Raw genomic sequence first — 12,542 nt, 5'->3', positions numbered from 1 at the left:
GCATATTCTAAATTCTATTTAGCCGTTCGTCATCTCTTGCCATGCCATTAACCACAATATTATTGTAGCTAACCATACCAATCACCTCGCCATTTTCAATCACTGGCGCACGGCTGATACCAAATCGCTCAAACAGACGAGCACAATATTTAACATTCATATCTGGATCAACAGACAACGCTGGTTTGGTCATAATTTCGTATACATTGGTTCTTAAGGGAGAGCGGTTTCTAGCCAGAACTTTTTTAGCAATATCATTCATCAACACGATACCAAACTCATCGTCGTCATGGCGCTTATTAACAATCAAAGCTTTAACTAAACCTTGTCTAGCTAACGTAATTGCCTCATTCACCGTCGTTAAGCCATCCACCATGACGTAGGTATTCGCCATAACGTCCCGCACTCGAATTTTTTCATGTTTATTCATAATTCATCCTCGACAACTTTGGTTAATGTTTCCATTTGATGAGCGACACCGACCGCATCTTCCACATCAATTTGAACTGCAATACCTTGACCTGATTCGGCATCAAATTCACCGACCTCACTGATCGTTTCTAAAATGTGCCTAGACAAGTGTTCTTCAACAACAAACAGCAGTACATCTTTTTGAACCTCTAAGGTTAAGCCAAAGAAAGTACGTTTTTTATTGAGCCCCTCCCCTCTGGCATTATTTATAACCGTCGCTCCTGTCGCACCTGCGTTCCTAGCCGCATCAAGGACGATATCGGTTCTACTATCTTCAACAAACGCTAGTATGAGTTTAAAGCGCATCTGATTTCTCCTTTGATACTTTCGTTTTATTTAATGCTTGTGTAATTTGTGCGTACGCCATAACCGAAATGATTGGAAATAGGCTTGCAAATGCAATTAACCCGAACCCATCAATAACAGGGTTTCGTCCCGGGACCGTTGATGCTAGACCTAGCCCTAACGCTGCCACTAATGGAACCGTCACTGTAGACGTTGTCACTCCGCCAGAGTCGTACGCGAGTGGAATAATTAACTTAGGCGCGTAAAAGGTCTGAATAACAACAATGGCGTAACCACCAATGATGTAATAATGAATTGGATCCCCAACAACAATTCGATAGCTTCCAAGTGCAATACCAAATGCCACGCCTAGAGCTACTGCAATTCTTAAGCCGTTCACACTAATACTGCCACCGGAAACTTTATTGGCCTTTATTGCAACGGCAATCAAAGATGGCTCAGCGACCGTCGTGCTAAAGCCAATAAGAAATGCAAACAAGTAGACCCAGTAGTAATCAATCCAAGAGAGTTTTTCTCCGAGGGAAATTCGAACTTCATTGAGAAATTTAGGAGCGGTAAGTTGCTGTGCCATTGTTTCCCCCAAAGGGAACAAAGCGAGCTCTAAACCAATAAGAAATAAAGACAGACCTAAAAGAACATAAACAAAGCCTAATAATACATGAGGTAAGTTATTGACAGGACGACGCAGCACCGCAGCTTGAAAGCCAAATAATATGGTGACAATAGGAATGACATTGATGATGGTATCTACAAACGTATTTATAAAATGGTCAACTGTGATCATCCCAGCACCATTCCATAAACCATAACAAACATCATTGGTAATAAAGAGGCAAAAGCGATTAAGCCGAACCCATCAAGCATTGGGTTTCGACCTTTAATTGCAGAGGCTAAACCGACGCCTAAAGCCGTGACCAAAGGGACAGTAATGGTTGACGTTGTCACGCCGCCTGAGTCGTAAGCAATGCCAATAATATGCTCTGGAGCAAAACCTGTGAGTATAACGACACCAATATAACCACCAATGATCATATAGTGTATTGGCCACCCTTTAAGGATTCTTAATACACCAATCAAAATTGCAAAACCAACAGATAGAGCAACGGTGTAACGCAGCCCGCTCGCATAGGAATCCATCTCCTCGTCAGAATTAGTAATGACCCCCCCTTCTGCCGCGACCTCGGCCGCTTCGTTTGCTACAGCCGTCAACGCAGGTTCAGCTACCGTAGTACCAAACCCCAAACAAAAAGCAAAAACCAATAGCCAGAATACACTCCCCTTACGCGCGAAGGCTTGTGCCATGGATTCACCAATGGGAAATAGCCCCATCTCTAAACCAAAAATAAAAAACGTTAAACCCAGGACGACAAGCGCCAATCCAAAGACAATCGAAATAAGATTAGGTAAAGGTTCTTGCAATACCACTAGCTGGAAAAAGCTGATAACAGCAATGATGGGTAAAAGGTCTCTGAAGCTTGTGAGCATTGACTTAAATAGTGCGACTAGACCGTTCATTCAATCTCCATGAAATAAATGAGCTTTATCATCATGGCAAATAGAATTGATGTATGATGTGATTAACGTAACGAGGTGGAAATAAAACTGATATTTATTGTAACGTTAACTGTTATTAACCCCATGAATGGCACGAAACTATGGCATATAACATAACGTTACTATACTTATGAAAGCAGGAGGCCTAATGAAGCTATTAATTACAGGTGGCACAGGTTTTATCGGTCAAGAGTTGCTAAAGCATTTAGCCTCTTATGAAATAGTGGCTCTAACACGCGATGTAGAGCACGCAAAAAAACGACTTTCTCATATAAACGATACCACTCTTTCATTTCTCACTTCTCTTGATGATCTTCACGACCTCAATGGCTTTGATGCCATTATTAATCTTGCTGGCGAACCTATCGCGAGTAAGCGTTGGTCAAAAACTCAAAAAAAACATATTACTCATAGCCGTTGGAGCATAACTGAAAGATTAGTCGAACTTATCCACGCAAGTACAACCCCTCCCTCTATCTTTATTAGTGGTTCAGCTGTTGGCTATTACGGCGATCAACAATTTCATCCTTTTGATGAGTCTTTACATGTCAATCAATCAGGTTTTCCGCACCAAGTCTGTGAGAAGTGGGAGAGCATCGCTAAACGGGCACGCTCTGAACACACTCGAGTATGCATAATTCGAACGGGTTTAGTACTTCACCCTACAGGCGGAGCACTATTAAAAATGCTACCAGCCTATAAATGTGGCATTGGCGGTTCAATCGGCTCAGGAAAGCAATATATGCCATGGATCCATATGACTGATATGGTTCGCGCTATCATCCACTTGCTTGATACTCCACATGCCGACGGTCCATTTAACCTTACTGCCCCTCACCCGGTAACGAATGCTCACTTCAGTCGAATGCTCGCTAAAACCTTAGGCCGCCCACATTTTTTGTTTACACCCAAATGGCTCATTCGTTTATTGCTTGGCGAAAGCTCAACACTTCTTTTAGATAGCACTCGATGCAAGCCTAAAAAATTAACTGACCTTGGCTTTCATTTTAATTATTCACGTATAGAGCCTGCTTTTAAAAACCTATTACAACCTTATAATTAATCGACTATTCTATCCGTTGTTTTCTACTACTGTGTATTTCAAATGAGTCGATGGGTATTAATAACAGGCTGTTCTTCTGGCATTGGGCTAACAGCAGCAAAAACTCTTAAAGAACGCGGATATAAGGTGATTGCGTCATGTCGCCAAAAGCAAGATGTAGAGCGTCTAATTCAGCAAGGCATCACTTGCATTCAGCTTGATCTTAGTGATGAAGAATCCATCAACACCGCTGTTGAATCCGTTTTACACATATCAAACCATCAACTTTACGCTTTGTTTAACAATGGTGCCTACGGACAACCCGGTGCCATTGAAGATCTTCCAACACAATCACTTCGAGCGCAATTTGAAGCCAACTTCTTCGGCTGGCACCAACTAACAACTCTACTTCTCCCAGCTATGCGTAATAATGGAGAAGGCCGAATTATTCAAAACAGTTCAATACTTGGCTTTGCCGCAATGAAGTATCGAGGTGCCTATAACGCATCTAAGTTCGCCATTGAGGGTTGGAGTGATACATTGCGGCTTGAACTTTCAGGAACAAATATTCATATTTCATTGATTGAGCCCGGACCGATAGAGACTCAGTTTCGAGCCAATGCACTTAAAGCATTTGAAAAGTGGATAGATCCGATAAATAGCGTCCATCATGAAGCTTATGCCCTGCAAAAGTCTAGGCTAAATAACGATACATCTAGCAATGCCTTCGTACTTCCTCCCGAGGCATGTATACCCCCTTTAATTCACGCACTGGAATCACCTAGGCCAAAGCTTCGTTATCGGGTAACAACACCAACCAAAGTATTCGCGGTATTAAAGAGGCTACTTCCAAATCGTTGGCTTGATAAACTACTACAAAAAGCGGCTTAAAATTTGACCTGTAATGAAACCGTCATAGATCTCTGTCATATTGTTTATGAAACATACAAAAATGTTACATAAAACATTAGATCAGGTGAAAAATTCAATGACATTAACTCAGCTCAATATGCTTGGTGTATGCGTTACACTAACTTTGTTTATTTTGTTTTAGCTTGCCTCCAAGGCCCTATCTATTACAGCCCCAACAATTGCTGTATCCGAAAATAGTGACTCCCTATATGCCGCTTGTTTAAGCGGCATTTTTGGTTTCCCCTTGATAAATCACCTTTTAGACCCTATTTCTATTAGCAATAGATCGGATCACCTAGGATAGCGACAAATGCAATCACCTTATATTGTTGAAATGAATGAGCAAAACTTCAGAGAGATTCTTGAAGGCTCGACAACAACCCCAGTTCTTATTCACTTCTGGGCACCAATGAGCCAAGATAGTGCGCAGATCATTCCGCAGCTTCAAGCGCTCACTCAGCAATACAACGGCGCATATACGTTAGCACTTCTTAACTGTGAACAAGAACAAGCGATCGCTTCTCAATTTGGTGTGCAAGCGTTGCCAACGATTGCACTATTTATCAATGGCCAAGCAGTGGATGGAATGGGTGGTCCTCAGGAAATTGCCGCCATTGAACAGATGCTTGCAAAACATCTTCCTAGCCAAGATGAACTGAACCTCAATAAAGCTATTGAGCTAATGCAAACAAACGAATATGAACAAGCATTAGCACTGTTTAATGAGCTAAGTGATGAGATAAAATCAAAGCCAGAAGTAAAACTAGCGATCGCTGAAAGCTTGCTTGAAACACAGCAGTTCGATTTAGCTGAGGAGCAGTTAGCTATTATCCCACTAGAATATCAAGACAACTATTATAAAACCCTAATAGCAAAGCTAGAACTTCATAAGCAAGCGGCTGATAGCCCTGAAATTCAAGCACTTGAGTCTTCACTAGCCAAAGACCCAAATGATTACGCGACTGTTTGTGAACTTGCACTCCAATACCACCAAGTGAGCCGATCAGAGGAAGGGCTAGAACTTTTATGGGGACATTTAAAATCAAATTTGAATGTTCACGATGGTGAGTTGAAGAAAACAATTATGGACATTTTAAGTGCACTGGGCCAAACCAGTGCAATCGCAGGAAAATATCGACGTCAGCTTTATTCACTGCTCTATTAACAACCAATTCAACAGAACTATTCAATACTCATCAAATAATGTCTTAAGGTCGTGACTTTGGCCTTAAGTCATTAAAAAATCACGATTCTCTTCACAACTCCATATTGAAACTGCGCTAGTATAGGTGACAAACTATACAACAGACCCCATAAGGAATTGTTATGCCTATTGACTCTCTAATCACCATTGGCTTTTTCATATTTGTCGCGATTGCCATCATTGCCTCGGCAGTTAAAACAGTGCCTCAAGGCAGCAATTGGACAGTTGAACGCTTTGGCCGGTACACTCAAACACTTCAGCCCGGTTTAAACATCATCGTCCCATTCATCGACCGAGTTGGACAAAAGATCAACATGATGGAACGTGTACTAGATATCCCAGCACAAGAAGTTATCTCTAAGGATAACGCGAATGTCGTCATTGATGCGGTCTGTTTCATTCAAGCCGTCGATGCAGCAAAAGCCGCCTATGAAGTTACCGACCTAGCCCATGCTATTCGCAACCTGACGTTAACCAATATTCGTACTGTTCTTGGTTCGATGGAGCTTGATGAGATGCTCAGTCAACGAGATATGATCAATACTAAGCTATTGTCGATAGTTGATGAAGCCACAAACCCATGGGGCGTAAAAGTCACTCGTATAGAAATTAAGGACGTTCAACCACCTGCAGATCTTACCGCTGCGATGAATGCACAAATGAAAGCCGAGCGTAATAAGCGTGCGGATATTTTGTCAGCAGAAGGCGTAAGACAAGCGGAAATATTAAAAGCCGAAGGTCACAAACAATCTGAAATATTAAAAGCCGAAGGTGACAAACAAGCCGCAATTTTACAAGCAGAGGCTCGTGAACGTGCAGCTGAAGCCGAAGCAAGAGCGACCGAAATGGTCTCGACAGCAATAGCTCAAGGCGACATGCAAGCTGTTAATTACTTTATAGCGCAAGGCTATACTGATGCTCTAAAATCAATTGGCCAAGCTGAAAATAACAAAATCATAATGCTTCCACTTGAAGCCACAGGCTTGATGGGCTCTGTTGCTGGAATTGCGGAAATGTTTAAAGCTGACTCTTCTAAAGATAAATAGGTGATATCGTGTTGGAATTCTTAGATTCAATCAATCATTGGCACTGGCTAGCCTTTGGCCTAGCGCTTCTTGCTATGGAACTACTGGGAACGGCTGGTTACTTCCTATGGCTAGGAATTTCAGCACTCATCGTTGGGGTAATTTTCACTAGCCTACCAATGAGCTGGCAACTTCAATGGGTCTCCTTTGGCGTATTCTCACTCATTACCACCTGGCTTTGGTGGCGCAGACAGTTAAAAGCAGATACTAAAGATGACCAAAGCCGAGACTTAAACCAAAAGCAAAAGCAGCTGGTTGGACAGACTCTTGTGTTAGAGGAAGATATTGTAGCAGGTAAAAACCGAATAGAACTAAATGGCACCAGCTGGATGGCACGATCTGAAAGTAACATTATGAAGGGATCTAGAATTACAATTGTCGATGTTGAAGGTATTACACTAAAAATCAAAGCTACAGAATAGAAAACAGAAATATATTTCCTATTTTTTAACAAAAGTGTCGTTACAAAATGAACTGGCGGCACTACTTCCTTTCTTTAATCTCCAACCTTTTGTTTGATAATAAAAATCAATTACTAATTTCGTAAAATTAAGTATCTAAATTACTAGCAATTACAAATAAGAAATTTGACTCAGTCTTTCCGCCCGTGAAAAGAGATTCACGTTATCAATGCCTTACGAGGACTCTCAAACACATCATTTTAGTTAATATCTAGTGAAAAATTAGTATTGGTTCTACCTAGTCTAAGCTTATATTTGTCTCGTAAGAGAGAGTTACACACGAGGAGGAAACGATGAAGTATGTAGCAATTGCTATATTTGTACTATCGAGTTCACTATTTAGCCATTTAGCGATTTCGGGGGAAACCTCTGGTCATGGTCCGATGGGGCCTATCGTAAAGTGTGAGACAGTAAAAGGCGTAATTAAGTATGTGCCAATAACGTACTGTAAAATTTTTGACGGGAAAGTGCTATAAATAAAAAAGCGAGCCCAAGGCTCGCTTTTTTTCACACAACTAAACTTATAAGAAGTTATATGGGATAAATACTTGGAAACGAACGTCAGACCACGCGAAATCTGAACCATCGTTCATATCACGACTAACTTGTGCTACGTGAAGTTTAAGAGTAGACCCCTTAAGTGCACCAGACTGTAGTGAGTAACCTACGTCACCAGTAAATGCGTACTCATTACCGTAAGAAGAAACATCTTCATCCAATGTACTTACAACAACACCACCATTTACAAACCAGCCGTCACCGAAGTTGTAAGATAGTTTGTTGAACCAAGATAGTTGACCTGATTGATCAAAGTCAGATAGTGCATTCCACCAAAGGCTAAATGTACCGTTGTTTTGACCGTAAGCACCAACTGTACGAGGAGTTACTGCAGTGTCATTCTTAGAACTTGCATATTGAATCTCAGAGTTCCAAGTTACTGCATCGAAGCTTTGAGCGTAAGTTAGACCATGTGTAGCACCTAAACCATCATATTGTGTATCAGAGCTAACTCCATAGAAGTCATAAGCAATTGAAGCGGTTTCAAATAGTGGTAGTGCTGCTTTAAATTTGTACGATGTATTGCTTTCACCAGCACCAACACTTGCGTAACCTAAACCTAGATTAAGTGCCACACTACCAATTGCGCCATTTGCACCAATTGAGTGTAAGTTATTGAATGCACTTTCACCTTCAAAGTTACCATCGGCATCCTTAGCCATCTTAGTAGTATTTTCCCACCACGGTGCACTATGTTCATCTGCGTAAATATAACCTAGAGTCCAATCACCTGCAGGGGCAACTACGCTAGCACCACGATATGTACCGGGAACAAATGACCATACATTGCCTACCGTACCGATACCGTGAGACTGAATGTAACCAACTTTCGTTACTGCTTCACCTGTTTTAAATTTCAAAGCTGCTGTGGTCATTTTCAATGAATCACCACTACGATCCCATCCATCACAAAGTGTGATTTCACTACAACCTGTAGAGTTATATAGAGAACCAGAGAAGTAACCACCAACATCCGCACCTAACCAACCATCATGGAAGCCAGATGATAGGTTAAGAGCTACATTATAATCTGAGTAATCTTGACCAGCTTTATAACCATCACCGGTATCTTTTGAGCGGTAACGAGTATCTGAAACAATAATACCAGATACAGATGCACCTTCTACGAAGTCATTTAATACTTCAACATATTGGTCACCAGCTGCAGATTCCGTACTAGCAAAAGTAACAGGAGCAGCAATAATTGCTGTTGCAACAGCTGCGCCTAGTAGAGTGCGTTTAAACATTTTGTTGTCCATGGAAAAACTCCTAAAAAATGGATATATAGCTTTTTATATTTCTCGCCTTAAGTTGGCCGCCGAAGGGAGAAAACAATTCCTATGTCGAAAATCTAAATTAGTCATTAATTTTTGATTTTCTTATTTCCTGCATACACACCGTGTATCCATGAGTTACAGACTAACTTTGCATCAAAAAATATCAATGAGAACTTAATTTTTATCTAAAAAAATATGAGCCAGCCCAAACTTTCCTCAAGTTAGTGATCAAGATCCGATAAATAAAATGAACTTAAACAAATCATCATTAAGTCAAATAAAAACAACAAGTTAAAATCACACTCAGTCTAATTAATTTGAAGTCGATCGCATAGATCTTTTGGAGTAGCACCCAGTAATTAATAGTTTGAACAATGTCACTCTATTTTAAAATGCATGAATAACTCGATTTCTCACCACTATATTTCAGACATAAAAAAAGACACCAAACCTCTAGATTTGATGTCTTTTTTTTATCTTTATCTATTTTTATATTGAGATTAACCCATTAAATCGACCAAATCTTGTTCTGATTTAACTTCGACACCAAGCTCTTGTGCCTTGGCAAGTTTAGAACCAGCTGCTGCGCCAGCGAATAACATATCTGTTTTCTTAGATACACTACCTGTCACCTTTGCACCTAATTGCTGTAGCGCTTCTTTCGCTTCCGTTCTGGTTAACTGAGATAGTGAGCCTGTTAATACCACCACTTTACCTTCCAAAGGTTTTGGTGAGCTATCATCAGTCAAAGAGAGATCGGGCCAATGAACACCCTGTTCTACAAGATCGGCGGTAATTTGTACATTTTTATCTTGAGCAAAAAATGTTGTTATATGCGCTGCAACAATCTCACCAATATCGTCCACTTTGAGTAATTGCTCGTGAGACGCGACTTGAATAGCCTCTAGCGTAAGAAAGTGCTGCGCTAAATTATTCGCTGTTGCTTCACCAACTTCACGAATACCTAACGAATAGATGAATCGAGAAAGTGTGGTCTCTTTTGCTTTATTCAGCGCAGCAACGATATTTTGCGCCGATTTTGGCCCCATTCTATCGAGTACAGTTAATACTCCCGCCGAAAGCTTAAACAGATCAGCCGGTGTCGATACCATCTCTTTATCCACCAACTGCTCAATGACCTTAACCCCTAAACCGTCGACATCAAGTGCCTTGCGAGAGACAAAATGCTTAAACGCCTCTTTTCTTTGCGCTTGGCAAATTAAGCCACCACTGCAACGAGCAACGGCTTCGCCTTCAACACGCTCTATATCAGACTGACAAACAGGACATTGTGTAGGGAAGGTTATCTCTCTACAAACATCACTTCTACGTTCAAGTACTACCGATGCGATTTGTGGGATAACGTCGCCCGCTCTACGAATGATGACTGTGTCACCGATCTTCACGCCTAAGCGTTCAATCTCATCAGCATTGTGCAGTGTCGCATTACTGACCGTCACACCACCCACAAATACTGGCTCAAGTTTGGCGACTGGCGTAATGGCACCAGTTCGACCTACTTGAAACTCGACATCATTTAATACCGTTAACTCTTCCTGTGCAGGAAATTTATAGGCAATAGCCCACCTTGGCGCTCTTGCAACAAATCCAAGTATTTCTTGCTGTTCAATAGCATCAACTTTTATAACAACGCCATCAATTTCGTATTCCAGATCGTCACGGCGTTCCAATATGTCTTTATAATAAGCTTTCACGTCATCTAGAGACGTTACTTGCTTTGTCTCGCTACACATCGGCAAACCCCAGCCTTTCAGCTGTATAAAACGGTGATAATGGCTGTTTGATAACTCCCCACCTTCAACAATACCAACGCTGTATGCGTAAAAGCTTAATGGCCTCATTGCTGCAATTTTTGAATCTAGCTGGCGAAGGCTACCTGCCGCGGCATTTCGTGGATTAACAAAAGCTTTGTCGCCTTTGCGAAGCGCTTCTTGGTTGAGTTTTTCAAACCCAGCTTTTGGTAAAAAGACTTCACCACGTACTTCTATACGCTCGGGCCAACCTTCACCCTGCAACTTGAGTGGAATCGCTTTAATGGTCCGCGCGTTTTCGGTGACGTTTTCACCCGTAGCGCCATCGCCACGTGTCGCCGCTTGAACGAGTATCCCATTTTCATAGAGTAGACTGATTGCTAGCCCATCAAGCTTTGGCTCACAGCAATATTGCTCTACCCGCTCAGCGTTCAATCTATCATTTGCACGCTTCTGGAATGCTTCGAGATCTGCGTCATCAAAGGCGTTGTCCAAAGACAGCATCGCCATTTCATGAGTCACTTGCTCAAACCCATCTAAAGGTTTACCGCCTACACGTTGACTTGGAGAGTCGACTGATACGAGATCCGGGTGCTTCTCTTCTATTTCTAGCAACTCTCTCATTAAACGGTCGTACTCTGCATCGGGTAGCTCTGGCGCATCCTCAACATAGTATTTAACGGCATGGTAATGGAGCGTGTTCTTGAGCGTGGTTAGTTTGTCATGGACTAAATCAGACATAGTATTCTCTAAACTGGTAATTCGTTGTTTCAATAACGACAATAAAAAAGGCCCCACTAAGGAGCCTCTCTTCTTAAAATCTTATACGATTATTTTAGCATTAAGCAGGTAAGGCTGTTTTAAATTCTTGAATTTGACGACGATAAGCAGACAAACGGTCGGGCGTCATCAAATTACGGCCATCATCCAGTACGTTTCCACCTAAGTCATCAGCAATTTGCTGCGACGTTCTAAGCATTAAATTAAAGTTCTGCTCAGGATCACCACAACATGGCAGTGTCATAAAGAATGAAATGCCCATTGTCGAATATTGAGCAGGGTCGTCATGCTTTAATGTGCCGGGTTGCATCATATTCGCCACACTAAATAAAACCTTACTATTCGTTGATGCATCTACGTGATAATGGAATATATCCATCTCACCGTAACGTAAATCATTTTTTTCCATGCTATTAAATAGCTTAGTGCCGACAAACGGGATGTCTCCTGCTGCATGGACATTTAAAACAATCACTTCCATTTCTGGCTCAGACACTACCTCTGCAGTATTTGACTCATCTGGTTTAGCTGCGTCTTGATTCACTGTCATAGGCGCTTCATCAACAAGGCTCGCTACTGATTTTTTAGGTTCAAGCGGAGAAGAGAACTTATTAGATACCGCTTCTTCAGCATCGCCAATGGCATTGAAAGAAGGAATATCATCCTCAACTTCAGCATCAACTAATAACTCGCCATCCGATTCGTAGTTATCGACAAGTGGGTCAGCTTCAAACAGTGGGTCGATGCCCGTATCATGTTGTGCTTCAAAACTAGGTGTCTTACGCTCTTTACGAACCACTTCAAAATCATCTTCGGGTGCGAAACCACGCTCTGGTGTGGCTTTAGGCTCTTCACTCTTGGTATTCACTTTCCCTAGAGGTTTATCACCAAACTTGGCTTTCCCTTCCTTTTTACTTGTCCAAAGACCATGAAATAGTAACGCGGCTATCGCCAGTGCGCCGACAATAATAAGTACGAATCGCAATTCCTGCATACTTAACTCTCAATAACTTGATGATAAAAATAGTGACCGAACAGCGTTTATAGCGTTCGCATCAAGGGAAAAAACATGAATACTAACGCTACTCTACCAAAACTATCGACTAATTTAGAACAACTT

At 41.5% G+C, this 12,542-nt stretch carries 13 protein-coding genes; 6 read left to right on the top strand and 7 right to left on the bottom strand.

What is annotated here, in order from left to right:
• Positions 1–7: 7 nt before the first annotated feature.
• The 4 genes from L4D20_RS22275 to L4D20_RS22260 are packed head-to-tail and all read right to left on the bottom strand — an operon-like array spanning position 8 to position 2,292.
• Positions 8–430 (bottom strand): CBS domain-containing protein, encoded by a 423-nt coding sequence (locus L4D20_RS22275; protein ID WP_428803776.1) that lies wholly within the window; start codon positions 428–430, stop codon positions 8–10.
• Positions 427–777, bottom strand: coding sequence for a P-II family nitrogen regulator (locus tag L4D20_RS22270; protein WP_428803775.1), 351 nt, complete (start codon positions 775–777; stop codon positions 427–429). The genes L4D20_RS22275 and L4D20_RS22270 overlap by 4 nt, the downstream gene beginning before the upstream one ends.
• Positions 767–1,561, bottom strand: coding sequence for a DUF1538 domain-containing protein (locus L4D20_RS22265; RefSeq protein WP_428803774.1), 795 nt, complete (start codon positions 1,559–1,561; stop codon positions 767–769). Before L4D20_RS22265 ends, L4D20_RS22270 begins: the two co-directional genes overlap by 11 nt.
• On the bottom strand, positions 1,558–2,292 hold the full coding sequence (locus L4D20_RS22260; RefSeq protein ID WP_428803773.1) for a DUF1538 family protein: 735 nt from the start codon (positions 2,290–2,292) through the stop codon (positions 1,558–1,560). Before L4D20_RS22260 ends, L4D20_RS22265 begins: the two co-directional genes overlap by 4 nt.
• A gap of 187 nt (positions 2,293–2,479) precedes the next feature.
• Here L4D20_RS22260 and L4D20_RS22255 point away from each other — a divergent pair, with 187 nt between their 5' ends.
• From L4D20_RS22255 to L4D20_RS22230, 6 genes are all read left to right on the top strand, one after another.
• Complete coding sequence (locus tag L4D20_RS22255) at positions 2,480–3,394, top strand: TIGR01777 family oxidoreductase (RefSeq protein WP_428803772.1); 915 nt, start codon at positions 2,480–2,482, stop codon at positions 3,392–3,394.
• Positions 3,395–3,436: 42 nt separating this feature from the next.
• On the top strand, positions 3,437–4,264 hold the full coding sequence (locus L4D20_RS22250) for an SDR family oxidoreductase (RefSeq protein WP_428803771.1): 828 nt from the start codon (positions 3,437–3,439) through the stop codon (positions 4,262–4,264).
• 331 nt (positions 4,265–4,595) lie between these two features.
• Complete coding sequence (locus L4D20_RS22245; protein WP_428803770.1) at positions 4,596–5,450, top strand: tetratricopeptide repeat protein; 855 nt, start codon at positions 4,596–4,598, stop codon at positions 5,448–5,450.
• A gap of 161 nt (positions 5,451–5,611) precedes the next feature.
• On the top strand, positions 5,612–6,535 hold the full coding sequence (locus tag L4D20_RS22240) for an SPFH domain-containing protein (RefSeq protein ID WP_428803769.1): 924 nt from the start codon (positions 5,612–5,614) through the stop codon (positions 6,533–6,535).
• Positions 6,536–6,543: 8 nt separating this feature from the next.
• Positions 6,544–6,996 (top strand): NfeD family protein, encoded by a 453-nt coding sequence (locus L4D20_RS22235; protein ID WP_428803768.1) that lies wholly within the window; start codon positions 6,544–6,546, stop codon positions 6,994–6,996.
• Positions 6,997–7,328: 332 nt separating this feature from the next.
• Complete coding sequence (locus L4D20_RS22230; protein ID WP_428803767.1) at positions 7,329–7,511, top strand: hypothetical protein; 183 nt, start codon at positions 7,329–7,331, stop codon at positions 7,509–7,511.
• Positions 7,512–7,556: 45 nt separating this feature from the next.
• Here the strand turns inward: L4D20_RS22230 and L4D20_RS22225 are convergent, their stop codons facing one another.
• The 3 genes from L4D20_RS22225 to zipA all read right to left on the bottom strand — a co-directional run bounded on the left by L4D20_RS22225 (position 7,557) and on the right by zipA (position 12,416).
• Positions 7,557–8,852 (bottom strand): porin, encoded by a 1,296-nt coding sequence (locus L4D20_RS22225; protein WP_428803766.1) that lies wholly within the window; start codon positions 8,850–8,852, stop codon positions 7,557–7,559.
• Positions 8,853–9,370: 518 nt separating this feature from the next.
• Positions 9,371–11,383: an NAD-dependent DNA ligase LigA gene (gene ligA / locus L4D20_RS22220; RefSeq protein WP_428803765.1), complete on the bottom strand. Its 2,013-nt coding sequence runs from the start codon at positions 11,381–11,383 to the stop codon at positions 9,371–9,373.
• A gap of 100 nt (positions 11,384–11,483) precedes the next feature.
• Positions 11,484–12,416: a cell division protein ZipA gene (gene zipA, locus L4D20_RS22215; protein ID WP_428803764.1), complete on the bottom strand. Its 933-nt coding sequence runs from the start codon at positions 12,414–12,416 to the stop codon at positions 11,484–11,486.
• Positions 12,417–12,542: the final 126 nt, after the last annotated feature.

This window comes from Vibrio kyushuensis (assembly GCF_050337325.1).
Classification (GTDB): Bacteria; Pseudomonadota; Gammaproteobacteria; order Enterobacterales; family Vibrionaceae; genus Vibrio; species Vibrio kyushuensis.
The sequence above is the reverse complement of the archived record's forward strand: the minus strand, read 5'-3'. Positions and strand labels throughout refer to the sequence as shown.

What these genes read in the sequence shown, in the direction of transcription:
- L4D20_RS22275 (WP_428803776.1), bottom strand. Translation starts at nt 430, where the DNA reads ATGAATAAACATGAAAAAATTCGAGTGCGGGACGTTATGGCGAATACC.
- L4D20_RS22270 (WP_428803775.1), bottom strand. Translation starts at nt 777, where the DNA reads ATGCGCTTTAAACTCATACTAGCGTTTGTTGAAGATAGTAGAACCGAT.
- L4D20_RS22265 (WP_428803774.1), bottom strand. Translation starts at nt 1,561, where the DNA reads ATGATCACAGTTGACCATTTTATAAATACGTTTGTAGATACCATCATC.
- L4D20_RS22260 (WP_428803773.1), bottom strand. Translation starts at nt 2,292, where the DNA reads ATGAACGGTCTAGTCGCACTATTTAAGTCAATGCTCACAAGCTTCAGA.
- L4D20_RS22255 (WP_428803772.1), top strand. Translation starts at nt 2,480, where the DNA reads ATGAAGCTATTAATTACAGGTGGCACAGGTTTTATCGGTCAAGAGTTG.
- L4D20_RS22250 (WP_428803771.1), top strand. Translation starts at nt 3,437, where the DNA reads ATGAGTCGATGGGTATTAATAACAGGCTGTTCTTCTGGCATTGGGCTA.
- L4D20_RS22245 (WP_428803770.1), top strand. Translation starts at nt 4,596, where the DNA reads ATGCAATCACCTTATATTGTTGAAATGAATGAGCAAAACTTCAGAGAG.
- L4D20_RS22240 (WP_428803769.1), top strand. Translation starts at nt 5,612, where the DNA reads ATGCCTATTGACTCTCTAATCACCATTGGCTTTTTCATATTTGTCGCG.
- L4D20_RS22230 (WP_428803767.1), top strand. Translation starts at nt 7,329, where the DNA reads ATGAAGTATGTAGCAATTGCTATATTTGTACTATCGAGTTCACTATTT.
- L4D20_RS22225 (WP_428803766.1), bottom strand. Translation starts at nt 8,852, where the DNA reads ATGGACAACAAAATGTTTAAACGCACTCTACTAGGCGCAGCTGTTGCA.
- ligA (WP_428803765.1), bottom strand. Translation starts at nt 11,383, where the DNA reads ATGTCTGATTTAGTCCATGACAAACTAACCACGCTCAAGAACACGCTC.
- zipA (WP_428803764.1), bottom strand. Translation starts at nt 12,416, where the DNA reads ATGCAGGAATTGCGATTCGTACTTATTATTGTCGGCGCACTGGCGATA.